The sequence below is a fragment of the Brooklawnia sp. genome (assembly GCF_049651565.1).
GTDB lineage: Bacteria > Actinomycetota > Actinomycetes > Propionibacteriales > Propionibacteriaceae > Brooklawnia.
In genome coordinates this window covers 24,411-48,019 of record NZ_JBASCI010000181.1, presented here as the reverse complement: position 1 = coordinate 48,019, position 23,609 = coordinate 24,411, and the positions used below count along the sequence as shown (strand labels likewise).

Sequence of the window (23,609 nt, the reverse complement as noted above, 5' to 3'; positions counted from 1 at the left end):
GTTGCCGGCTGCACCACGTCGGCCACCAGTTCGACGACCTCGTCCGGCGTCTGGGCGCTGCGCAGTGAGGCCAGGAAGTCCTTCCTGATCAGCGCCCGGGCGAGCTTGGTCAACAGCTTCATGTGGTCGGCGTCACCGTCGGCGGCCGCCGCGATCAGGAAGACCAGGTCGGACGGGCCGTCCTTGGCGCCGAAGTCAACCGGACGCGAGAGCCGGGCGAAGGCCAGCGAGCCCTCGGTCACGGCGGCGGAACGGCAGTGTGGAATGGCGAAGCCGCCGGGCAGGCCGGTGGCGGCCTTGCCCTCGCGCTCCATGGCATCGGCGGTCAGGCCGGCGGCGTCCGCTCGGCCGGCATCGGCGACCAACTGGGCAAGCGACGCGATGACGTCGGCCTTGGTGGCGCCCAGGTCGGCATCCAGCGCCACCAGTTCACGGGTGATGAGCTGCATCGGGATCTTTCTGTTCGGTGGAGTGTCCAGGGTGATCAGGCAAGACGGGTGACGTGCGCCCGCAGGGGGTGCACGACTTCGGGACGGGGCAGTGACGTGCCCGGCAGGCCCGCCGCGGCGGACCCGTAGGCGGTGGCGTTCGCGAGGCAGTCACCGGGGGACCGTCCCGCGACCTCGGCGAGCAGGAAGCCGGCAACCGAGGAGTCACCGGCACCGACCGTGCTGAGCACGGGAACCTTGGGGGAGGTGGCGGCCCAGGCTCCCTGGGCGTTGACCAGCACCGCGCCGGCGCCGCCCAGGGTGACCAGGACGTTCGCGACGCCGCGAACCTGCAGTGCGCGGGCCGCCGTCACGATCTCGCCCAGGTCACCGTCGCGGGCGGCCGCCTCGAAAGCGGACGAATCACCGCCGGTCAACTGGGCTAGCTCGTCGGAGTTCGGCTTGATCAGGTCGAACGCCGCGCCCGGCAGGGCATCGACGACGGCATCGAGGGCGGCGCCGGAGGTGTCGATCGCCACCTTGCAGCCGAGCCGCTTCAGGCTGGGAGTCAGGGTCGCGTACCAGTTGTCCGGGGCGCCCGGCGGCAGCGAGCCGGACAGGACCACCCACTCCGCTCCGCGTGCCCGGTCGAGCAGGAGGGCGGCGGCAGCAGCCAACTGGGCTTCGGTCAGCACCGGCCCGGGCTCGTTGATCTTCGTGGTGGTGCCGTCGGGTTCGGTGATCGTCATGTTGGTGCGAACCCGATAGGGCCCGTCGACCGTGCGGGCGGACGGCCGCAGACCGGTGGTCGCCAGCAGCGGCACCAGCACCTCGTCGTGGAAGGACAGCACCGGGACGACCGGGACAGCGGCGTAGTCGATGCAGCGGGCCACGTTGATGCCCTTGCCGCCCGCCTCGACGTTGACGCTCGCGGCCCGGTGGACCTCGCCCCGGCACAGCGGGGCATCGAGACCGACGGTCTTGTCGAGGCTCGGATTGGCGGTGAACGTGACGATCATGCGACCACTACCTCCACTGCCTGGTCGGTGAACTCGGCGCGGACGGCATCGGGGATGCCGGCGTCGGTGATGAGCACGTCCACATCGGACAGCCGGGCAAAGCGGTGCAGGGCCTCGGTGCCGATCTTGGAGCTGTCGACGAGGGCCACGACCTTGCGGGCAGCCCGGATCATGGCGCGCTTGACCATCGCCTCGTCAAGGTCGGGGGTGGAGAACCCGTGCTGGGCCGACATCCCGTTCGCGCCGAGGAAGGCCACGTCGACGCGGAGACGTCCGACGGCCTCAGTAGCGTTGGCGCCGACGACGGACTGGGTGATGCCACGGACCTGGCCGCCCACTATCAGGACGTCGGCCATGTCACGGGCGGACAGCAGCGCGGCGATGGCGACCGAGTTGGTGATGAGTGTGGGCAGCGGGGCGTCCTCGGGCAGGAGGGCGGCGAGCTGCCCGGTGGTGGTCCCGGCGTCCAGAATGACGCTGCCGGCCTTGCCGGGCAGGTGGGTCAGAGCGCTGCGGGCGATCGCCATCTTCTGCGGGACGTTCCGGGTCTCGCGTTCGACCAGGCCCAGTTCGGGTGCGAACCTGCCGGTGGCGCGGGGCAGCGCGCCCCCGTGGACCCGCTGGACCAGGCCGCGCTCATCCAGCACTTCGAGGTCGCGGCGAATCGTCTCGGTCGTCACGCTGAAGCGATCGGCCAGCTCGGCGACCGTGACCCGGTCCTGCTCGTGGGCCAGCGAGACAATCTGCCGCTGGCGTTCCTCCGCGTACATTCCAACCTCCTCCTGTTTGTATCCATTGTTTTACATGGTTTTGTGTGGGAATGCAAGCCTTGACAAGCGACGAGTCGTGTTGGATCATGTGGTTATCCCACTCGCGAACCGAGGAGACCGAAGATGACCACAGCTGAGCTGCTGCGCGGTACCGGAGTAGTGGCGGGCATCGCCCATGCCCCTGCGGCCTGGGCGCGCAAGCCACCTGAGCTCGTCCCGGACGAACGGATCATCCCCGAACAGGAGCGCGAGAAGGAGAAGGCGCGCTTCCTGGCAGCAGCCGATGCGGTCGCGAACCGGTACGCCGCCAGGGCTTCGGCGGTCACCGGCGCTGCCAGCGAGGTTCTGGCCGCCACCGCCGCGCTGGCCAGGGATCGCGGCTGGATCCGCGCCGCCACCCGCCAGATCGCCGCCGGCAAACCGGCTGCGACGGCAACCACCGAGGCGATAGCTGGCTTCATCGCCCAGTTCGAGAAGCTCGGGGGATTGATGGCCGAACGCGCCACCGACCTGAAGGACATTCGCGACCGGGTCGTGGCTGAGGTCCTCGGCCTGCCCGAGCCCGGTGTACCCCGCCCCGAGCGGCCGATCATCCTGCTCGCCACCGACCTGGCACCCTCGGACACCGCCGGACTCGACAGCAGCCTCGTCCTCGGGCTGGTCACCCAGCTCGGCGGACCCACCAGCCACACCGCGATCATCGCCCGACAACTGGGCATCCCGTGCATCGTCGCCGTGTCCGGCCTGGCGCAGGTGCCCGACGGCACCCCGATCCTGGTGGACGGCGCCGCCGGCACCATCGCGTGGGGCATCGACGAGGCCGAGGCTCGGCAACTGGTCGCGGCGGACGAGGGCAGGCGGGCCGCCATCCGGAACTGGCGGGGTCCGGGACGCCTGGCGTCCGGCGAGCACGTGCAACTGCTGGCGAACGTGCAGGACGGTGCCGGGGCGCGTGCCGCGTCCGATTCGCCGGCCGAGGGGGTAGGCCTGTTCCGCACCGAGCTGTGCTTCCTGTCCGCGCAGGTGGAGCCCAGCGTGACCGAGCAGGCCGCGATCTACCGGGAGGTGCTCGATGCCTTCCCGGGCAGGAAGGTGGTCATCCGGACGCTGGACGCCGGCTCGGACAAGCCGGTGCCGTTCGCCGACCACGCACACGAGGAGAACCCGGCGCTCGGCGTGCGTGGCGTCCGGCTGTCGTTCGCCAGGGACGGGCTGCTGACTCGCCAGCTGGACGGGATCGCCGAGGCGGTGGCCGGGCAGCCGGGGGACAGGTCGTACGTCTGGGTGATGGCCCCGATGATCGCCACCATCGACGAGGCGCGCCGCTTCGCCGCCGAGGTGCGGGCGCGAGGTCTGTTCGCCGGTGTGATGGTCGAGGTGCCGTCAGTTGCGCTGCTGGCCGAGGCGTTCCTGGGCGAGGTGGACTTCCTGTCGATCGGCACCAACGACCTCACCCAGTACACGATGGCCGCCGACCGGATGTCGCCCGACCTGGCCGCGCTGACCGACCCGTGGCAGCCCGCGGTGCTGCGGTTGATCGCCGAGACCGCGGCCGCCGGAAAGAAGCTCGCCAAGCCGGTCGGAGTCTGCGGCGAGGCGGCGGCCGACCCGGAACTGGCCTGTGTCCTGGTCGGACTCGGCGTCACCTCGCTCTCGATGGCATCCTCGGCGATACCCGCGGTCGGGGTGGCTCTGGGCGGCCGGACGCTTGCGCAGTGCCAGCGGGCCGCCGAGAAGGCGTTGCAGGCCGTGACCGCGGCCGAGGCCAAGCAGGCCGCCCGGGAGGTCCTGGCCGCGGCTTGAGCTCAGCCCACCCGTCGGATGTCGATGCTGAGGCCCTGCGCGCGCAACCGTTCGGCAAGTACTTCGCCCATCGCGACAGCCGGGGTCAGCACCCCGGCACGGTCGGCCAGCCGGGCCTGGTCAGCAGCCAGGCCGAGCGCGGTCTCGCCCAGCAGCACTGCGGTTCCGTTGTAGCCCGGGTCGCGGTGGTCCGCCACCACGGCGCGGTAGCGGGCGCCGGTCGTGGTGTTGGCGGAGATCTCCATCTGGTAGTGGCCGGCGGCCCGCCGGTCGGCGCTCGGACCCTGGCCGGGCCGGGGCAGGACGCGGTCGAGCAGCGCGCGGCTAGGCCGTCGGGACATTGCTGCAGCCAGCCCCGCAAGGGCGATGCCGGTTCCTGCCGCCCGCAACAGGCCGGCCGGACCGCTGCCGTAGTCGCTGACCTCGCGGTAGCGGAAGTCTCGACCGTACGACCAGTCGCTCAGGGTGTTGGACAGCCGCACCACACGGGTGTTGTAGCCGGCCATCACGAACGGCCCCAGCCAGTGCCCAGTGCCGGGCTCGCGACGCAGCCATGCCCCACGCCGGCCACCGCGTCCAGGCCGTGTCGAGGCCGGCTCAGGTTCCTCACCTCGGCGCGGGCTCAACGCGTACCGGTCGGACAGCACCCGACGCAGCCCGGGGTCATCCTCGACGGTGATCATCTGTTGCCGCAGCGAGTCGATGGTGCCGCCGGAGACGCCGCCCCGCAGCTTGCGGACGACCAGTTGGGTGTCGGTCAGGGTGCCCTGTCCGTCGGCAGCAGCCTGCTTGGCCGCCAACCAGACTCCCAGGTCGGATGGGACGGAGTCGAAGCCGCAGGAATGGACGATTCGGGCGCCGGTCCGCAACGCCACGTCGGTCAGTTCCTGGATCGACCAGCGAACGAACAGCAGTTCGCCGGTGAGGTCGGCGTAGTCGGTGCCCTGCTCGGCGGCCGCCCTGGCGACTCCCTTGCCGAACCGGGCGTACGGTCCCGCGGTTGTCGCCAGCACGCTGGTGCGCCCCGCCAGCCGGCGCAGACCCTCGACGTCCGCGGCATCCACCTCGATCAGCTCCCAGTCCGCCGCCCGCTCGGGCAGCTGGGCGCGGAGTTGCTCGAGGCCGGCCATCGACCGCGCGGCCAGGGCAATTCTGGTGCCTGGCGGGGCCGCGGTGGCCAGGTGGTCTGCGGTGAGCCGGCCGACGAAACCGGTGGCCCCGAACAGAACGACGTCGAGTTCCCGGCTCGTCATGGCCGGTTGCTGTCTGTTGCGTCGGCGGAGGTGAGGATGCCCTCGCTGACGACGTGGTCGCGGTCCAGCGTGCGGTAACCGAAGTCGAGGAAGAAGACGGTCAGGCGGTCCGCCTCGGTGTGCATCACGGTGCCCTGTCCGAACTTGTCGTGCCGCACCCGCTCGTGGGTGCCGAAGTCGTCGGCGTCCTCGGCCGGTGCGCCCGGGACGACCTCGCCGGCCAGGCAGTTGTCGCATCCCTGGCAGGGCGGCTCGTACTGTTCGCCGAAGTAGCCGAGCAGGAACTCGCGCCGACAGCCGGTCGTTTCGGCGTATCCCCGCATCATCTCCACCCGGGACTTCTCCACCCGTTCGCGGGCCGCGACGTACCGAGTGGCTTCCTCGACCGCGTCCTGCGGCGTCACGTCTCGGTTCGCGACGAGGTTGCGCTGCCGCCGATCCAGCGCGCCGACCTGCTCCAGCAGGTTCACCGCAGAGGTGACTCGCCTGGTGCTCAGCCCGGTCTGGCGGCGAACTGCCGCGGCCGTGGTTCGACCCTGTTGCACGGCGGCCAGCACCGCGAGCAGGTCGTCCTCGGCAACCTGCATGGCCGAGAAGAAGCGGCGCAGCGACAGGTCCTCTGGCCGGTAGTGCAGGACGACGGTGGCCGGTCGGCCGTCCCGGCCGGCCCGGCCGATCTCCTGGTAGTAGCTGTCCGCCGACCCGGGCGGTGCGGCGTGCACCACGAACCGGACATCCGGCTTGTCGATGCCCATGCCGAACGCGCTGGTGGCCACCACTACGTCCGCCGATCCGTCGTCGAAGGCCTGTTGGGCGTCCTGTCGTGCCTGGTCGCTCAGGCCGGCGTGGTAGGGCACTGCCGGGACGCCGCGAGCGATCAGCTCGTCGGCGTAGGTTTCGGCGTCCTTGCGCCTGGCCACGTACAGCAGGCCGGTGCCGGCGCCGCGCGCTTCGGTGGCGAGTTCGGTCACGTGCTCGAGGACGGCGCGCCGCAGGTCGGCTGCGGTGATGTGTCGGCGAACGTTGAGGTTGAGGTTGGGTCGGTCGAACCCGCGGGCGATGAGCGTGGCGTCCCGCAGGCCAAGCCGTTCGATGATCTCGTCGCGGACCGGTGGGGCAGCGGTCGCCGTCAACGCCAGGACGCGGGGCCGGCCCAGCCGCTCGATGGCGGCTCCCAGGGCGAGGTAGGCGGGCCGGAAATCGTGCCCCCAGGATGAGACGCAGTGCGCCTCGTCGACCACGAACAGGGTGGGCCTCAGGCCGTTGACGCGCTCGAGCACCTTGTCGTTGGACAGTTGCTCGGGGGACAGGAAGATGAACTCCGCGCCGGCCTCGGCCAACCGCCACGCCTCGGCATTCTGGGCGACGGTCTGGGCGGAGTTGACCGCCACCGCCCGCGGGGCGTCGGGCGCGTCCCGGATGCCGGCCAGCTGGTCGTTCTGCAGTGCGATCAGAGGAGACACCACCACGGTCGTGCCCCTCAGGTGTGAGCCGGCGATCTGGTAGATGGCCGACTTGCCGTAGCCGGTGGGCATCACCGCCAGGACGTCGTGGCCCCGGGTCAGGGCGGTGATCGCCGCCAGCTGTCCGGGACGCAGCCGCGGCAGGCCGTACTCGTCGCGGGCGATGTCCTCGAGTTGCTTTCCGGCCTCGGCCGTGGGGGAGTTGCCCATCGTCATCCCACAAGGATGTCAGGCGCCGGCAACAGGTAGCCCCGCCCTCCCGGAACCGAGTTCAGTCGGTGACCGCGGCGACCGCTTGCTGGAGGCGGGTGCGGGCGTCGCTGGCGATGCTGGTCAGTTCCGAATTCCCGGTCATCTCGACCATGCTCATCGGGTCGATCGCACTAATTTCGATGGTGGAGTCGGCCAACTCGCGTACCACGATGTTGCAGGGCAACATCAGGCCGATCAGGGGTTCGATGCGCAGTGCCTCCTCTGCGAAGACCGGCCGGCACGCACCCAGGATGGTGTAGGGGAGGATGTCTGCGTCGATCTTCTGCTTGAGGGTCGCGGACATGTCGATCTCGGTCAGGACGCCGAATCCCTGCTCGCTGAGGGCATCCCTGGTGGACTGGATCGCCTCGCCGAAGCTCAGACTGCTGGTGCCTGCGATGGAATAGCTCATGATTCCTCCTGTGCTCAACGATGCCTGATCAACGCGGATACCCGTAGGGGTATTCCATCGTTCCAGCGCGCGCCTCCAAATGGTTCGGGGCCTCGATGACCTCAAACGGTACGTTCAGGCGTGCGCTTCCTCCTGCTTCTTGGCGGCGTGGGCAGCCCCGGCATCGACTTCGACATGAAGCGACTCGTCAGGGAAGGCGTAATCAGCGGCGAGGTACTTCCGGAAGCCGAGCATCGCCAGCAGGACCGACAACGAGTCGTGATTCTGGTTCCTCAGCAGGGCGTCGGTGAACTCGGCGTTGTTCTGCGCCATGTCGATCACCGTGGACAGGAAGGCTTGCACGACACCGGGGTCGGAGTTGAAGTCCTGATCGGTGTTGGCCCTGGCCTTCGCCACCAGGTCGGTGTTCTGCCTGGTCTTGCGCAGCGTCAGCTCGAGTTGCTGGACCGCATCGTCGGCGGTGAGCCCGCTATCCGCGAACAGGCTGTTGATCGCGTCGATGATCTCGTCCCAGCGTGCCTGGTCGCGCTCACGAGCTTGGGCCGTTCCCATCTCGACCAGCGGGGTCAGCGGCGTCGCCTCACCCCTTGCGAGGTCGATCTTCTGGCTGCCCCTGTTGTCGATCCGGTAGCGCGACAGGGCGATGTCGGCCACCCGCACCTTGACCCCCGACTGCTCATCGCGCAGGCGTTTGGCCAGCAGCCGATAGTAGATGGCTCGCTGCTCCATCTCGACGCCGTAGGGGACGATCTGGGACAGGAAGTCGTATGCCTTGACGTAGTTGGACAGGTCGGAGCGGAAGCCCTCCAGCCGCTGGACCTCTTCGCCGTCTCCGTCCTCACGCGCTTGGTCGAGCGCGGCAGTGAATCTCTGGACGCCGGGGTCGATGGCCGCAGTCAGCAGGTTGTGCAGGCCCTTGGTCACCGCGTCGCCGGCCTGGGCCATCTCGTCATTGGTGTAGACGCGATCCAGGCCCACGGCGTCCAACTTGGCCGCGATGCGGTTCACCAGATCGGGGTCGGTGGTCTGGGTGAGTTCTGCACCCTCGTAGTACGGCAGGAACGCCTCCAGGATGTCCTGGCCGGAGTTCACGAAGTCGAGCACGTACACCTGGTCCTTGCCCGGCCAGGTGCGGTTGAGCCGGGAGAGGGTCTGCACGGCCATCACCCCGTCGAGGCGCTTGTCGACGTACATCGCGCACAGCAGCGGCTGGTCGAAGCCGACCTGGAATTTGTTGGCGACGATCATCACCTGGTAGTCCGAGCCGTTGAACGCGTCTGCGAGCTGTCTGCCCTTGGTGCCGGTGTTGACGCTGGCCTCGGTGTATTCACCGACTCCCAGCAGGTCGTCGGGTGCGAGGTCCGGGTCGTTGGGGCTGACGGTTACCTTGCCGGAGAAGGCGACCAGGGCACGCACGCCGGTGTAGCCGCACCTGGCGACGTAGCGGTTGACGGCGTTGTAGTAGCGCAGGGCTGCCTTGCGCGAAGAGGTGACGATCATCGCCTTGGCCGCGCCGCCGAGCATCTGCGACACGTGCTCGCGGAAGTGCTCCACGATCAGCGCCACCTTCTGGCTGATGTTGTACTCGTGGAGCTGGACCCACCTCAGTGCCGCCTTGCGGGCGGCTTCCTTGTCGACCGACTTGATGTCGGAGTCCCTGGTCTTCAGGGCGAGTTCGTAGGCGACCTTGTATTCGATGAAGTTCTGCAGCACGTCGAGGATGAAACCTTCCTCGATGGCCTGGCGCATGGTGTAGCGGTGGAAGGGCTCGGGCTTGGGGTTGCCATCGTCGTCCAGCACCTCGGGGTTCGGGGTGCCGAACAGTTCGAGGGTTTTCGACTTCGGTGTCGCGGTGAAGGCCAGGTAGGTGATGTTGGGCGTCTCGGCACGCTGGCCCAGTTCTGCGGCCAGGACGGTCTCGGTGTCGATTTCGCCGCCGTCGTCCAGTGAGTCCTGCTCCTCGGGGCTCAGGACGGCCTTCAGCTTGGACGCTGCCATGCCGGTCTGGGACGAGTGCGCCTCGTCGGCGATGACTGCGTAGCGACCGCCCTTGGTCTCGGACTGCTGGCGCAGGTAGGCCAGGGCGAACGGGGCGGTCTGGATAGTCACCACGATGATCGGGGTGCGCATGGCCAGGGCGTCGGCCAGCTCGGCCGACTTGGATGAGCCCGCGCCGTCGATTGAGACGACCTGGGCGCCACGCGGGTCGAGCTGACGCATCGCGTCGGTCATCTGCTTGTCGAGGACGTTGCGGTCGGTGACGACGATCACAGAGTCGAAGACCTTGTTGTTGTCGGTGTCGTGCAGGGCCGCGAGCCGGAACGACGTCCAAACGATGGTGTCGGTCTTGCCCGAGCCCGCCGAGTGTTCGATGAGGTAGCGATCTCCGACGCCGTGCTCCTTGACATGGCCGACGATCTTCTCCACGGCGGACAACTGGTGGAAGCGCGGGAACCGTAGTGAGGTCGAGGTCTCCCGCTCACCGGTGACCGGGTTCGGTCTCTCCTCCTTCCGCGTGACCAGGTACTTGGTGAGGATCGTCAGGAACATGTCCTTGTCGAGGATGTCGGCCCAGAAGTACTCGGTGCGCGCACCCGTGGGATTGAGCGGGTTGCCCTTGCCGGTGCCGTCGCCCGTGTTGAACGGCAGGAAGGTGGTCTGGTGGCCGGCCAACTTGGTGGTCATCGAGACCTCGTTGTCGGTGACCACGAAGTGCACCAGCGTCCGCTTGCCCCACGCGAGCAGCAGTTCCTTGCCGTCCGCGCCCGGGTTGCGGTCGTTCTTGTACTGCACCTCTCCCCGGGTGACTGACTGGGTGAACTCGGTCTTCAACTCGATGGTCGCCACCGGCAGGCCGTTGAGGAAGAGCACCAGATCGATGGACTTGCTGGTATCGGTGACCGAGTAGTGCACTTGCCGGACGACGCGCAGCCGGTTTTGCTGGTAGTCCGCGACCGTCTTCGGATTCAGGGTCTCGGTCGGTTTGGCTTGGGCCATGTAGAAGCGCGAGCCGATGCGCCGGAAGCCCTTGCGCAGGATGTTGAGCGTGCCGCCGCCGTTCCCGACCGGCTGGTTCAGGGCTGTGGCCAGCGCGTCGAGGATGCCCTCGCGGGCCTTCGCCTCCTGCGTGGAGTCCATGCCCGGCTTGATGAGCTTCTCCAGTTCCTCGGACTGGGTGGCTTCCAGCCAGGCGAACACGTCATCGGGGAACAGGGCCCGCTTCCTGTCGTAGCGGGCGTTGCTGCCCTCGTCGTAGAGCCAGCCGTTGGAGTGGAGGAGTGCGACGGCCTCGTTCTCCATCGCCAGTTCCTTGTGCGCCTCGGTCACGACGCCTCCTTGTAGGTCGCCGGGTCGGTTTGCTCGACGCCGGTTGCGGGGTCGATCCTGCCCGTGACTGCGGCGGTGATGAGGGCTTCGCGGCGTTCGCGCAGCAGGCGCACCACTTCCGAGGCCGAATTGATCAAGTCACCGATCTGTTTATCTGTCCGGTTCCATTCCTCGAGCGACCTCGCTTGCTCGCAAGTGTTGGGGATGCGTAAACGGATATCCAGTAGATCGCGCGCATTCAATCTGGGCGTGCGCACCTGTCCGGAGTCAACCGATCCGATTCCTCTGATACGAGACGCCATCACGGCCACAAAAGGACCGCTGCGCATGACCAAGGATAGCCACTCCGTGAGAACGGCTTGACGTGGGCGGAAGACCGAATAGTCCGGGCTGACGATTCCGTCGGCCGGCGCGCGACCGAGTGCGCCTTGAAACGCACGCATGCGGTTCAGCACGATATCTCCCTCACGGGCGAGCTTGTAGTGGGAGAGGTTGTCACTGGCTGCCTGGTTAACGGCGGACTCGTCTCGTCGCTGAACCCCCCAATCAACTGAGACAGAAAGGAGTGGCAGAGATTCTGCTCTGGTCCTTGCTCGTTCGTCCGACTCGCGGAGGATTTTCTTCAATCTCGCCCCTTCGAGTAAGAGCGGTAGGACAGCGTGAGCACGGCTCGCAGCGTGATGCTCCCGTATCCGAGCCGTCAGTTCCTCTTGCGCTTCGATCATGGCGTCGATCTGTGCAGTCTCACGGTCGAGGAAATCAGCTATGAGCCCTTGGGCCTCGACATTGGGCATCCAGTGTCGCGTAGCCCCTACCTTGTCCGCTGTGTAATGCGGGATGGTAGCCACTGACGCCGCCAGGGCCGTTTCTCCAGTGAAAAGCAACGACTGGAAAACGTAGTTGAGAAAGCGCCCTTCACTAAGGCCGGGGCGGGGCCTGACCCGGATGATCGAGTTCTGATAACCCCATCCCTCCATCGGCGACGCGATGTAAGCGCTCCTTCCATATCCCGCACCGCCCTCCACTACCACCACATCGCGAGACGCCAGTTTGAGATCACGGAGTTCCTGTGGCGAGAACCACATGGTCTTCTCCTCTGCGTCTGCAAGGCGGCCTTCTGGTTGCACATGTGCTGCCCGTAAATACTGGGCTTCCACATCCGAAGTGCTTGCTGGACTCGGCTGTACCATCTTCCCAAGACTCACGGTTGCGACCCTCTTGATGGCCTGCACTCGACCTTTCACGCCTTGACCTCTTGGAAAAGCGCCTGCACCCGAGCGATGGCCGCCTGCACATCGGCGTCGATCTCTGCAAGCGACCGGGGCGGAACGTACTTGTAGAACGCACGGGTGAATGGGATCTCGTAACCGATCCTCGTTTTGGTCTTGTCCACCCATGCCTCGGGAGCCCAGGGGAGCACCTCACGCTTCACATAGGCGTCCACGTCTTCGGTGAGCGGGACGTTCTCGGTATCGCGCAGTGAAGGATCAGGCTCGATCTTTCCTCGTGTGGTCTTCACGATCATGCCGTCGGGGGAGGACTCAGCGAACGCGGCGACCACGGCCTTGTGGACGGCCGGCTTCAGCGTCACCCCGTGAGCCCCCAACGCAGGCCCGAGCACCTTCATGAAGTCGGCCTCATTGGTCCAGGTCCGACCTTGCTCCAGCGTCTCCAGGGCAGTGCGAAGGTCATGCCGGTGGTCCTTGTCGAGAGCCGCGACCTGCCTGGCTGCCAGGGCCTGATCGATCCTGTCGGTCCCCACAGAGAAGACCTGACGCAACGGCTGCTCGACCGTGATGGTGCGGTAACCGAAGTCCTCGGTGTTGAAGATCTTGGATACCTCGGGGTCGGCGTCCTCGAAGTCGCCGTAGAGGTTGACGATGGTTTCGATGTTGGTGGGGGAGAGCATGCGTCGCTTCGCGCCCACGGACTTGCGCATCTTCACCCACTGCTCGGTGGCGTCGATCAACTGCACCTTGCCCCGGCGCTTCTCGGGCTTGTGGTTGTCCAGCACCCAGATGTAGGTGGCGATGCCGGTGTTGTAAAAGATGTCGGTCGGCAGGCCGATGATGGCGTCCACCAGGTCGTTCTCCAGCAGCCAGCGCCTGATCTCCGATGGGCCGGAGCCCGCTGCGCCCGTGAACAACGCCGACCCGTTGAGGACGATCGCGCCGCGCCCGCCTCCTTGCGTAGCGGGACGCATCTTCGAAACCAGGTGCTGCAGAAAGAGCATCGCGCCATCGCTCACGCTCGGCAGCCCCGCCGCGAACCGTCCCTCGTCGCCATCGCGTTCCCGCTCGGCCTTGACCGACTTCTCCTGCACCTTCCATTCCTGCCCGAATGGGGGATTGGACAGGCAGTAGGTGAAGGTTCGGCCCGCGTGCCCGTCCTTCAGCAGGGTGTCCCCGAAGTAGATGTTCTGGGCGTCCTGCCGTTTGATGATGAGGTCGGCCTTGGCCATGGCATAGGACAGGGCGTTGAACTCCTGCCCGTACAGGTTCAGGGTGGCGCCACTGCCATGAGTCCGCAGCCACTCGTGCGCCTCCGACAACATGCCTCCGGTTCCACAGGTCGGGTCGTAGACCTGGCGGATTGCGTGCGGGTTGGACAGGTCCTCCTCGTCCGGGGCGAACAGCAGGCTGACCATGAGGCGGACCACCTCGCGCGGGGTGAAGTAGTCGCCGGCCACGTCCTTGGACGCCTCCATGAAGCGCCGGATCAGCTCCTCGAACACGTCGCCCATCTCGGCGTTGCTCACCCGATCGGGGTGCACGTCGAGGGCGGCGAAGCGCTTCACGATCTCCGGCAGCCGGTCGCGGTCGTCCAGATCGCGGATGATCTTGGGCATGTCGAACCGCTCGAAGACCTCGAACACGTCCGGGTCGAAGCCCTCGATCATGGCCTGCAGGTTGGCCGCGAGGTTGGCCGGGTCGCCGAGGTTGCTCAGGCTGAAGGGGGAGGTGTTGTAGAACGTCTGGCCCGAGGCCCGTCGCAGCATCTCCTGGCGCATCATCGTCGGGCTGGCCTCGTACTTCGTAGCGGCTTCGAGTACGGCGTCCTTCGTCGGGGCCAGCACGGAGTCGAGCCGTGCGAGCACGGTGAATGGCAGGATCACGGTGCCGTATTCCTTGGGCCGGTACGGGCCACGGAGCAGGTCGGCGATGGACCAGATGAAGTTCGGGTCAGGCTTGGTCACGCTTCAACTTTCTAAACAGTCGGTCTCTTGATCCTATTTGGCTGGACAGGGCCGCGTCCCCGACGACTTCAACGAGTGGAGTCGTGACGACGCAGTTCGGCTCTTCGTTGAGGGCGCGTGAGACCCCTTGGGTGCGGTCACGCTGGCGGCCGCTGGCGTTGCCAGATCCCCGGGACACTCGTAGTCAGGTATGCGTCGGAGTAGACAGTTTGGCCAGGCTCCGCCAGCGGGGCCAGGTATGTGGGCCAGCACAGGTAGATCCCGAAGGCGTCGAGAGTCGTGACTCGCGCAACGTGGAAGCTGATACCGGTTGCCTCGACTGTCTTCGTCCAGGACCGATCCACGGTCGCAGATAACCTCGCCATCGGGTTCCAAGGGTCCTGAAACATGCCGACGGGAATGAAGCTCTGCGGGCCGAACCGAAGCCGGTTCATCACCGTGCCATCAGGCAGAGTCCGAGGCTCGGACAACGGGCCCATGTCGGCGTCGGGCGAGGCGCTGAAGGCTGCCTGACTGTCGTAGATCCGCACTTTCCATGCAAGCCCAGTCACGGCAGCATCAAGGACCGGGCCTGGCCGCCAGCCCGAACGCCTACGGCCCATCTCACCTGATTCGGTCAGCGCCATATCTACGCCACCGGTGCAGTTGTTCTTCGAACCAGCTTCGCTGCTGAGCCTCGTCCGACAGGAACGTGCCCGCTCCGGTGAGGATTAGGCCGGAACGATGCACGTAGGTCCACCCGCTGGGGTGAACAGGGATGAGCGTGATGTGAACCGATTTGGGCAGGCGGGACCACGGTCGCACTCGGAGTGAACCCTAACCCTCTCGGTGTCGTCAAAGCTCGCTCGGGCTGGGAAAGGAGACGCCGAAGGAGGTTGGCAAGAAGACAGCGCACAGGCCTGCCTGTTCCAAGCATGATGACATAATGTCACTTATCGGACACCCGATACCACCTTCCACACCAAGTCTTTCGCTCAGCTCCCGCCAGTGCCGGTTACGGCTGGTTCGTCCTCATCAGGAATGGCTGCGATCCACAATGTAGTTGGCAGCGCCCGAATCACACCACCGTCCTTGGGAGCCGTGATGAATAGTCCAACCTGGCCGGCCAATGTGATCAGCAGACAGCTCACCGACTACGCGCTGCGGGCCAGCCCTGACGGCGCCGCCACCGAGATGGTCATCACGACCCGCTACGACAACGGTCATGTGAGCGTCGCGCGCCACTTGACGCAGACCAGGTACCACGACTGGGGTTCCGAAAGCGTAGCCACCGTCGAGGTCGAGAACCCGCCTCCGCAGATGAAGCCGTCCCAGACCCCGGTCAAGGTCTATCGGAACCTGCGGGCGGGCAAAAAGCACGGCGACATATTCGAAACCCTGATCGAGGGACGGATCGAGTACGCCGATGGCACCCAGCAGGAGCTGTCATACGTGGTCGGGTTCACCAACGATGCCGCCCGGGCCAGGCTCGGCACCGAACAGGCAGAGCGCCAGAAGTTGGCCGCCAGCATCGAGCAGGGCTTCCCGCCCCACTCGGCCAAAGCGGCCGGGGTGATACCCAATCCGATCACTGATTTCTGGACCGACTGAGGTCACTACTCCCGCAATGCCGAGTGGGACGGCTCTCGGTCCGCTGGTTTCCGTGCTCAAATCCCGGCGCCACACAAGGCGTTACTGCGAGGACCCGAGGTGCCGTTCGGCGAACGAGATCGCATCCCTGATTTCATCGGACGACATCCCATGTCCGAGCGTCGGGTACCGGTGCTCGGTTACCGCAGTGTGGCGGCGGAGCCAGGCGCGAAGCGCCCGGGTCTCTTCCGGCGGTATGACATCGTCCAAGTTACCGGTCCCCATGAACACAGGCGGTGAGTGGCGGGCCACCTCCCCATCCCGGTCATCGACTTCACTGGGCAGCAACCCTGACAACACAACCGCGTAGACGACCCGCTGTGGACAGTGACGGAGCATCTCAATCACTACGGCGGCTCCTTGCGAGAAGCCAAGAAGGCCGACCGATGAGAAACCTCGCAAGCTGTCCAGCCAAGACGAGACCGCCCGAGCAGAATCTCGCAAACCATCCGGGTCGGGCTCATCCAGGTGCGCCCATGCCCACCGTCCCTCGGCTGCGATCGGGCCGCCCAAGGACACCGCCGAGATCCCGGGAGGTAGTACCTCGAAGCAGGGTGTCAGGTCATCCGGGACGCCGCCGGCACCGTGCAGAAGAACCAGCAGGTGGTTTCCCGATGCCTCCTGTCGAGCGCGCGAGGACCACACCATTCGTTCTTCTTCCAGCCGCATGGATAGATCCTGTCAGCCGGCCACCTCAGGGCCAGCCAACAGGACGACGAACGACCGTTACCCGCTCCCGGTGGAACCCGTTCGGGCTACCAGTCCAGCTGGCACTGCCGGGTGGGACCGCTCTCGGTCTGTAGCGTCGCGTGCTCGATGCCATGCCTGGACTCCAGCACCTCCTGCGCCCGGGTCAGGACTTCCTGCGCGGGGCTGTCGGCGTCCACCACCAGGTGCGCGGTGGCGACGTGCATGCCGGAGGTCAGCGTCCACAGGTGCAGGTCGTGCACCTCGGTGACGCCGGGAACTGCCGCCAGGTCGCCGGTCACCTTGTCCAGACTGATGGTGTGCGGCGCCTCCTGCCCGAGGATCGCCATGACCTGACGCCCCAGCACCACGGCTCGCACCCCGACGAACGTTCCGATCGCCAATGCCACCACGGTGTCCCAGATGGTCGATCCGGTGAGTACGATCAGTGCGCCGGCCAACAGGACGCCCACGCTGCCCGCGGCGTCCGCGATCACCTCGAAGTAGGCCGCCTTCACGTTCACCGAACTCTTCGCGCCCTCGCGCAGCAGCAGCATCACGACCACGTTCACCGCCAGCCCGAGCGCGCCGACAATGACCATCGGCGTGGTAGCCACCGCGTCACCATTGCCAAGCCGGCTGAATCCCTCGACCACCACGTAGATCGCGACCCCCAGCATGATCAGCACCGTCAGCCCGGCGGCGAATACCTCGACCCGGTACGACCCGTAGGTGCGCCGTCCGTCGCTGGTCGACCGGGCGGCGATCGTGGTGGCCAGCAACGCGGCCCCGAGCGCCACGACGTCGGCCATCATGTGTCCGGCGTCCGAGATCAGCGCCAACGACCCGGACAGGAAGCCGAAGACCAGCTCGACGACCATGAACATGGCCACCAGCGCGAAGCTGACCAGCATACGCCGGCGATAGCGGATGCCCACGTGCCCGGTCACCGGCACTTGGCCGTGCGAGTGGTTCATTCGTCGGCCTCCTCCCCCAGCCCGGCCATCCCCTCATGGGCCTCGTCCACCAATTCGGGATCAATTCCGCGCACCACCTGGACCAAATCGTCCAGGGCGTGGGCCAGCCGCTCATCCGCCAGCCGGTAGCGGTTGCGGCGTCCCTCCGGCACCGCCACCACCATGCCGCACCCGCGCAGGCAGGCCAAGTGGTTCGATATCGACTGCCGGGTCACCCCCAGTTCATCGGCCAGGTGCGCCGGGTACGAGTCGTGCCGGCGCAGGTGCATCAGGATGCCCACCCTGGTCGGGTCTGACAAGGCATGTCCGAAGCGTGCCAGGGCCGCCATCCGATCCACTGTCGCCGGTGCTGCAATCACGCGATCGATGATACATCGAGTCCTGAATTCAGCCAGCACTGAATCCGACGGCCGCGTGGGATCAGCCGCGGGGACCTACCCCGCATCCTCGTCGGCCCGAACCCGCTTGACGATGCTGACGCTGCCGTTCGGCTCCAGGTAGGCGTGCTCCACCAGCGAGACATCGTCGATCTCGTGCATCCGCAGCTGGGTCATCACCTCTTGTTCCGTCATGAACTCCCGGCGCAGCGTCCGCCGCACCAGCTCCCCGTTCTCGATCAGCGGCTTAGGCCCGGCCTTGGCGATGCTGGCGAACCGGGGGAAGCGGTAGCTGAGCGCGTCGATCACCATGCTCCAACCCAGGATCACGCAAACCAGCACGAAGCCGTCGCCGATCGACTTGCTGTCGCCGTTCATGCCGGTGCTCGCGGCATCTGCGGCCAGCACAATCACCAGCACATCGGTCAGGCCCAGCCCGCCCGACTCACGCCGGCCCACCACCCTGATCAGGGTGTACAGCACCAGGAAGGTGACGCTGCCCCGGATCACCAGTTCCGCCAAGGGCAGGGTCGGCAACAACATGTCGGTGACTTCCACCGTTCTCCTCCTCACTCAACTCACGTACTGGGCCAGGTGCTGGCCGGTCAGCGTTGTCCGCTCGGCCACCAACTGCCCTGGCCGTCCGCTGAAGACGACCCGGCCGCCCTGGTCGCCGGCGCCCGGGCCAAGGTCGATGATCCAGTCAGCGTGCGCCATCACCGCCTGGTGGTGCTCGATCACGATCACCGTGCGCCTGGAATCGACCAGCCGGTCCAGCAACCCGAGCAGCCCGGCTACGTCGGCCAGGTGCAGCCCGTTGGTGGGTTCGTCCAGCACGTACACCTCGCCGCTGACGCCCATCTGGTTGGCCAGCTTGAGCCGCTGCCGCTCCCCGCCCGACAGCGTCGTCAACGGCTGTCCCAGGGTGAGATAACCCAAACCCACCTGGGTCAACCGCTCCAGGATCCGGTGCGCAGCCGGCGTCCGCGCGTCCCCGGAGCCGAAGAAGCCCACCGCCTGGTCGACCGGCATCGCCAGCACCTCGCTGATGTCGCGGCCACCCAGCCGGTACGCCAGCACGGACGCCTGGAAGCGCCGGCCACCGCACTCCTCACAGGTGCTGGCCACGGTTTCCATGAAGCCCAGCTCGGTGTAGATGACGCCGTTGCCGTTGCAGACCGGGCAGGCACCATCGGAGTTCGCGCTGAACAGCGCCGGCTTGACCCCATTCGCCTTGGCGAACGCCTTGCGAATCGGTTCCAGCAGCCCGGTGTAGGTGGCCGGGTTGCTGCGCCGCGAACCCCGGATCGATCCCTGGTCGATGATCACGACATCGTCCCGCCCACCCAGCGATCCGTGGATCAGTGAACTCTTGCCCGACCCGGCCACCCCGGTCACCACCACCAGCACACCAAGCGGGATGTCGACGTCCACGTTGCGCAGATTGTTGGTGGTTGCTCCCCTGATCTCCAGCGCGCCGGTGGGCTCGCGAACAGTGGTCTTCAGGGATGCCCGGTCGCCCAGGTGGCGCCCGGTCAGGGTGTCCGCGCGGTGCAGGTCGTCGAAGCTGCCGGTGAAGACCACCTCTCCCCCACCGGTGCCGGCGCCCGGCCCGAGGTCGACGATGTGGTCGGCGATCCGGATCACCTCCGGCTTGTGCTCCACCACCAGCACGGTGTTGCCCTTGTCGCGCAACCGGACCAGCAGCTGGTTCATCCGCTGGATGTCGTGCGGATGCAGCCCGATGGTCGGCTCGTCGAAGACGTAGGTTATGTCGGTCAGGGACGAGCCGAGGTGCCGGATCATCTTCGTCCGCTGCGCCTCTCCCCCGCTCAGCGTGCCGGAAGGACGCGCCAGGCTGAGGTAGCCCAGCCCGATCTCCACGAACGAGTCGAGCAGGTGCTGCAGGCTCGCCAGCAGCGGCGCCACCGACGGCTCGGCCAGCCCACGGACCCACTCGGCGAGGTCGCTGATCTGCATGGCGCAGGCATCGGCGATGTTGATGCCGTTGATTCGGGACGCCCGGGCCGCCTCGGCAAGCCGGGTGCCGTCGCAGTCGGGGCAGGGCTGGAAGGTCACCGCCCGTTCCACGAAGGCCCGGATGTGGGGCTGCATCGCGTCGGGGTCCTTCGACAGGATCGACTTGGTGATCTTGGGGATCAGCCCCTCGTAGGTGAAGTTGATGCCCTCGACCTTGATCTTCGTCGGTTCCTTGTAGAGCAGGTCGTGCCGCTCGCGTTTGCCGAAGTCACGGATCGGTTTGTCGGGGTCGAAGAAGCCGGAGCCGGCGAAGATCCGACCGTACCAGCCGTCCATCGAGTAGCCGGGCACCTTGAACGGGCCCTCGCGCAACGACTTGGAGTCGTCGTACAACTCGGTGAGGTCGATGTCCTTCACGTTGCCAGTGCCCTGACAGCGTGGGCACATGCCACCGAGCAGGGTGTAGGTCCGGTGGACCGGTGCGGCCCCGCCGGGCCCCTTGTCAACCTTGATCGCGCCCGACCCGGTGACCGAGGGGACGTTGAACGAGTACGCCTGCGACGAGCCGATGTGGGGTTGGCCGAGCCGGCTGAACAGCGTCCGCAGGAAGGCGTTGGCGTCGGTGACCGTGCCGACGGTGGACCGCACGTTGGGGGTCAGGCGTTCCTGGCCGACCACGATCGCCGGGGTCAGGCCGTCCAGGGCGTCCACCTCGGGGCGGTCGATGGTCGGCATGAAGCCCTGCACGAACGCCGAGTAGGTCTCGTTGATCATCCGCTGCGACTCGGCGGCGATGGTGTCGAAGACCAGCGAGCTCTTGCCCGATCCCGATACGCCGGTGAACACGGTTAGTCGGCGCTTCGGGATCTCGACGTCGATGCCCTTCAGGTTGTTGACCCGGGCACCCTGCACCCGGATCCGGTCGTGGCGGTCGGCTGGATGATCAGCGCTCGGCATGCTCGCCTCCAACAAATCGTTGATGGATCGACTAGACCATAGGGCGACCGACAGGCTGGCCGGGAGCCCCTGCGGGCTCGGGTACCGTTGCCCGCATGCTGGTGCTGCTGTCCCCCGCCAAGAGCCTCGACTTCGAGTCCAGACCGGTCACCCGCAAGCACTCCCAGCCGAGGCTGCTGGACGAGTCGGTGAGGCTGATTGAGGTCATGCGCACCAAGTCGGTGGCCGAGGTGGCGTCCCTGATGGGCATCTCGGACGAACTGGCCGCCCTCAATGCGACCCGTTACCGGGACTTCGACCCGCCATTCACCACCAACAACGCCCGGCAGGCAGTGCTGGCGTTCGCCGGCGACGTCTACCGTGGCATGTCGGCTCCCACCCGATTCGGCGAGCGGGACTTCACCGAGGCGCAGAAGACCGTCCGGATCCTGTCCGGGCTGTACGGGGTGCTGCGGCCGCTCGACCTGATCCAGCCGTACCGCCTGGAGATGGGCACCCGGCTGGCCACCGACCGCGGCCGCGACCTGTACGACTTCTGGGGCGACCAGGTCAGCGAGATACTGGCCGCCGACCTGGCCGAATCACCCGACCCGGGAATCGTGCTCAACCTGGCGTCCAGGGAGTACTTCGCAGTGGTGAACCCCGACGTGCTGACCGCCGAGATCATCTCGCCCCGCTTCGAGGAGGTAGGACCAGGCGGCAGGCGCCGGATGGTTGCGTTCTTCGCCAAGCGGGCCCGCGGCGAGATGGCCGGCTGGGTGGTCCGCAACCGGATCCGCTCGGTGCGCCGGCTGCGCGACTTCGACGAATCCGGATACCGGTTCGACGAGGCCAGCTCCACCCGCCTCACCCCGGTCTACGTGCGGTCGGCGGCTGCATGAGCCAGGCGCAGGCCAACCACTACGTGGTGCTGCGGCGCACCGCGCGTCCCAGTGTGGAGATCGAGATCAAGCGGTCCAGGTTCATCGGGTATGCCGCGCGGGTCGAGACCGAGGAAGAAGCCCGGTCGTTCCTCGCCGATCTCCGCCAGCAGCACCGCACCGCCCGGCACGTCTGCCACGCCTTCGTGCTGGGCCCCGACCGCGACACCCAACGATCCAGCGACGACGGTGAGCCGAGCGGCACCGCCGGCGCGCCCATCCTGAACGCCATCACCGGACGCCAGACCTCGCCCGGGGTCACCGAACTGTCCGACGTGGTGGTCGCGGTGGTGCGCTACTTCGGCGGGGTGAAGCTGGGCGCGGGCGGACTGGTGCAGGCCTACTCCGACACCGCGGCCGCCACCCTGGACGCCGCGCGGATGGTCGTCCGGCAGCGGATGCAGGAACTGACCCTGCCGCTGCCGATCCCCGAAGCCGGACGCATAGAGACCACCCTGCGGTCCCGCGGTGTGCACGTGGAGCCGACCAGCTATCGCGCCGACCACGCCGACCTGACCCTCGCGGTACCCGACGAGCCAGCCACCATTGAGGCGATGGTCGACCAGCTGGCCGAGTTGTCAGGTGGCCGCGCGGCCCCCGGGCTGGGCGCGGTGCGCTGGTTGGACGAGGCCTGAGCCCGCCCGCCGCGGACATGCCACGATTGGCCCATGACGCAGCACTTCGTCAAGACCGGAAGCCCGGACGAGATCCGGTGGGAGGCGCACGGGCTGGCCTGGCTTGCTGACGCCGAAGGCGCGGCCGTGGTGCCGGTGCTGGCCTGGGACGAGCGGAAACTGGTCGAGCAGCGGCTCGAACCGGTGGCCACGACCCCGGTGGCGGCCGCGCAGTTCGGACGCGACCTGGCCCGCACCCACGCGGCCGGCGCGGCATCGTTCGGCTGCGGACCGGAGGGTTGGGACGATACCCAGCCGGGCTGGATTGGTCGCGCCCGGCTGCCGCTCGGCCACCACCAGTGCTGGGGCGAGTTCTACGCCGAACTTCGGCTGCTCCCGCACGCCCGGGCCGCGCACGACCGGCGCTCGCTGCCGACGGCCGGGCTCGCGCTCATCGAACGGGTTTGCGAACGCCTGCGCGACGGCGAGTTCGACGATGGCCGCCCACCCGCCCGAATCCACGGTGACCTGTGGGGTGGCAACGTCCTGACCACCGAGCAGGGCATCGTGATGATCGACCCGGCCGCGCACGGTGGCCACGGCCAGACCGACCTGGCGATGCTGGCGCTGTTCGGCTGCACCCAGCTGCGGCGGGTCGAGGACGCCTACGCCGAGGCCGCCGGGCTGCCGTCCGACTGGCGCAGCCGCACCGGCCTGCACCAGCTCCACCCGCTGCTGGTGCACGCCGAGCTGTTCGGCTCCGGCTACGGTGCGCAGGCGATGGCGGTGGGGCAACACTATGCCTGACCAACCCAACCCCACCGGGGAACTGGTGCTGGTTCGGCACGGTGAGAGCACCTTCAACGCCGAGCAGCGGTTCACCGGCCTGCTCGACGTGCCGCTGAGCCCGCGCGGGTTGCAGCAGTGCCATGAGGCGGCCGAGCTGCTGATCGCCGAGCAGACCCACCCGGACCGGCTGATCACCACTCCCCTGCAGCGGGCCTGGCGCACCGCGGAGGTGATCGCCGAGCGGCTGGGCCTGCCACCGGCCGTTCAGGATTGGCGTCTGGCCGAGCGCGACTACGGCGCCCTGACCAATGTGCCCAAGCGGCAGGCCCTCCTGATGCTCGGCGAGGAGGCGTTCTTCCGGCTGCGCCGAACCATGGACGGCAAACCACCACCCGCGGACGCCGAGCAGGTCGCCGGCTGGGCAGGTCTGGTGGCCGCCGGGCTGGGCCCGCTGCGGCCGGGGATGAGCGAGTCATTGCGGGAAGTGATCGACCGGATCCGGCCGATGTGGAAGGAGTTGCAACCGGACCTGGCCGCCGGGCAGCACGTGGTGCTGGTCGGGCACGGTAACTCGCTGCGAGCGGTCTGCGCGCTGGTCGAGCAGTTGCCCGACGAGCAGGTGGAACGACTCAACCTGCCGACCGGTCAGCCGCTGGTGTACAGCTTCGGGCGGCACCGGCCGACAGCCCGCTACCTCGACCCGCACACCGCGTACCGACGGGCAGCGGTGGTTGCCGCCGAGGGCGGCACCTGAGT

20 protein-coding genes are annotated in these 23,609 nt (G+C 67.4%); 6 read left to right on the top strand and 14 right to left on the bottom strand.

Annotation, left to right across the window (positions count from 1 at the left end):
- The 3 genes from WBL05_RS08480 to WBL05_RS08470 form a co-directional block, all read right to left on the bottom strand.
- A partial coding sequence (locus WBL05_RS08480; protein ID WP_424225209.1) for a PTS sugar transporter subunit IIA occupies nt 1-455 on the bottom strand: 455 nt, incomplete at its 3' end.
- Nucleotides 456-484: 29 nt separating this feature from the next.
- Nucleotides 485-1,447, bottom strand: coding sequence for a 1-phosphofructokinase family hexose kinase (locus WBL05_RS08475; RefSeq protein ID WP_424225208.1), 963 nt, complete (start codon nt 1,445-1,447; stop codon nt 485-487).
- Nucleotides 1,444-2,217: a DeoR/GlpR family DNA-binding transcription regulator gene (locus WBL05_RS08470; protein ID WP_424225206.1), complete on the bottom strand. Its 774-nt coding sequence runs from the start codon at nt 2,215-2,217 to the stop codon at nt 1,444-1,446. The genes WBL05_RS08475 and WBL05_RS08470 overlap by 4 nt, the downstream gene beginning before the upstream one ends.
- Nucleotides 2,218-2,340: 123 nt before the next feature.
- Between WBL05_RS08470 and ptsP the strand changes: the two genes are divergently transcribed.
- Complete coding sequence (ptsP, locus tag WBL05_RS08465) at nt 2,341-4,020, top strand: phosphoenolpyruvate--protein phosphotransferase (protein ID WP_424225204.1); 1,680 nt, start codon at nt 2,341-2,343, stop codon at nt 4,018-4,020.
- Between the two features lie 2 nt (nt 4,021-4,022).
- Here ptsP and WBL05_RS08460 read toward each other — a convergent pair whose 3' ends face one another.
- The 6 genes from WBL05_RS08460 to WBL05_RS08435 form a co-directional block, all read right to left on the bottom strand.
- Nucleotides 4,023-5,273 carry a saccharopine dehydrogenase family protein gene (locus WBL05_RS08460; protein ID WP_424225202.1) on the bottom strand — a complete coding sequence of 417 codons (1,251 nt, stop codon included), beginning with the start codon at nt 5,271-5,273 and terminating at the stop codon, nt 4,023-4,025.
- Entirely contained in the window at nt 5,270-6,952 is a 1,683-nt protein-coding gene (locus tag WBL05_RS08455) for a RecQ family ATP-dependent DNA helicase (RefSeq protein WP_424225201.1), read from the bottom strand. The genes WBL05_RS08460 and WBL05_RS08455 overlap by 4 nt, the downstream gene beginning before the upstream one ends.
- 55 nt (nt 6,953-7,007) lie before the next feature.
- Nucleotides 7,008-7,400 (bottom strand): DUF302 domain-containing protein, encoded by a 393-nt coding sequence (locus WBL05_RS08450; RefSeq protein WP_424225199.1) that lies wholly within the window; start codon nt 7,398-7,400, stop codon nt 7,008-7,010.
- 114 nt (nt 7,401-7,514) lie between these two features.
- Nucleotides 7,515-10,727, bottom strand: coding sequence for a type I restriction endonuclease subunit R (locus WBL05_RS08445; protein WP_424225198.1), 3,213 nt, complete (start codon nt 10,725-10,727; stop codon nt 7,515-7,517).
- Nucleotides 10,724-11,917: a restriction endonuclease subunit S gene (locus WBL05_RS08440; RefSeq protein WP_424225196.1), complete on the bottom strand. Its 1,194-nt coding sequence runs from the start codon at nt 11,915-11,917 to the stop codon at nt 10,724-10,726. The genes WBL05_RS08445 and WBL05_RS08440 overlap by 4 nt, the downstream gene beginning before the upstream one ends.
- 50 nt (nt 11,918-11,967) lie before the next feature.
- Nucleotides 11,968-13,923, bottom strand: a complete 1,956-nt coding sequence (locus WBL05_RS08435) for a type I restriction-modification system subunit M (protein ID WP_424225194.1) — start codon at nt 13,921-13,923, stop codon at nt 11,968-11,970.
- A gap of 1,083 nt (nt 13,924-15,006) precedes the next feature.
- On the opposite strand from WBL05_RS08435, the gene WBL05_RS08430 reads away from it, so the two are divergent.
- Nucleotides 15,007-15,513 carry a hypothetical protein gene (locus tag WBL05_RS08430; protein WP_424225192.1) on the top strand — a complete coding sequence of 169 codons (507 nt, stop codon included), beginning with the start codon at nt 15,007-15,009 and terminating at the stop codon, nt 15,511-15,513.
- 81 nt (nt 15,514-15,594) lie between these two features.
- Here the strand turns inward: WBL05_RS08430 and WBL05_RS08425 are convergent, their stop codons facing one another.
- The 5 genes from WBL05_RS08425 to WBL05_RS08405 all read right to left on the bottom strand — a co-directional run bounded on the left by WBL05_RS08425 (nt 15,595) and on the right by WBL05_RS08405 (nt 20,530).
- Nucleotides 15,595-16,221, bottom strand: coding sequence for an alpha/beta hydrolase (locus WBL05_RS08425; RefSeq protein WP_424225190.1), 627 nt, complete (start codon nt 16,219-16,221; stop codon nt 15,595-15,597).
- Between the two features lie 86 nt (nt 16,222-16,307).
- Entirely contained in the window at nt 16,308-17,216 is a 909-nt protein-coding gene (locus WBL05_RS08420) for a cation diffusion facilitator family transporter (protein ID WP_424225188.1), read from the bottom strand.
- Nucleotides 17,213-17,545 carry an ArsR/SmtB family transcription factor gene (locus WBL05_RS08415; RefSeq protein WP_424225186.1) on the bottom strand — a complete coding sequence of 111 codons (333 nt, stop codon included), beginning with the start codon at nt 17,543-17,545 and terminating at the stop codon, nt 17,213-17,215. The genes WBL05_RS08420 and WBL05_RS08415 overlap by 4 nt, the downstream gene beginning before the upstream one ends.
- Before the next feature lie 105 nt (nt 17,546-17,650).
- Nucleotides 17,651-18,151, bottom strand: a complete 501-nt coding sequence (locus tag WBL05_RS08410) for a DUF421 domain-containing protein (RefSeq protein ID WP_424225184.1) — start codon at nt 18,149-18,151, stop codon at nt 17,651-17,653.
- Nucleotides 18,152-18,166: 15 nt separating this feature from the next.
- Nucleotides 18,167-20,530 carry an ATP-binding cassette domain-containing protein gene (locus WBL05_RS08405; RefSeq protein WP_424225182.1) on the bottom strand — a complete coding sequence of 788 codons (2,364 nt, stop codon included), beginning with the start codon at nt 20,528-20,530 and terminating at the stop codon, nt 18,167-18,169.
- Nucleotides 20,531-20,625: 95 nt separating this feature from the next.
- On the opposite strand from WBL05_RS08405, the gene yaaA reads away from it, so the two are divergent.
- The 4 genes from yaaA to WBL05_RS08385 are packed head-to-tail and all read left to right on the top strand — an operon-like array spanning nt 20,626 to nt 23,607.
- On the top strand, nt 20,626-21,411 hold the full coding sequence (gene yaaA, locus WBL05_RS08400) for a peroxide stress protein YaaA (protein ID WP_424225181.1): 786 nt from the start codon (nt 20,626-20,628) through the stop codon (nt 21,409-21,411).
- Nucleotides 21,408-22,085, top strand: coding sequence for an IMPACT family protein (locus WBL05_RS08395; protein WP_424225179.1), 678 nt, complete (start codon nt 21,408-21,410; stop codon nt 22,083-22,085). The genes yaaA and WBL05_RS08395 overlap by 4 nt, the downstream gene beginning before the upstream one ends.
- A 33-nt stretch (nt 22,086-22,118) precedes the next feature.
- Entirely contained in the window at nt 22,119-22,871 is a 753-nt protein-coding gene (locus WBL05_RS08390; RefSeq protein ID WP_424225177.1) for a fructosamine kinase family protein, read from the top strand.
- A complete protein-coding gene (locus WBL05_RS08385; RefSeq protein WP_424225175.1) occupies nt 22,864-23,607 on the top strand; it encodes a 2,3-bisphosphoglycerate-dependent phosphoglycerate mutase in 744 nt (247 codons plus the stop codon). Before WBL05_RS08390 ends, WBL05_RS08385 begins: the two co-directional genes overlap by 8 nt.
- Nucleotides 23,608-23,609: the final 2 nt, after the last annotated feature.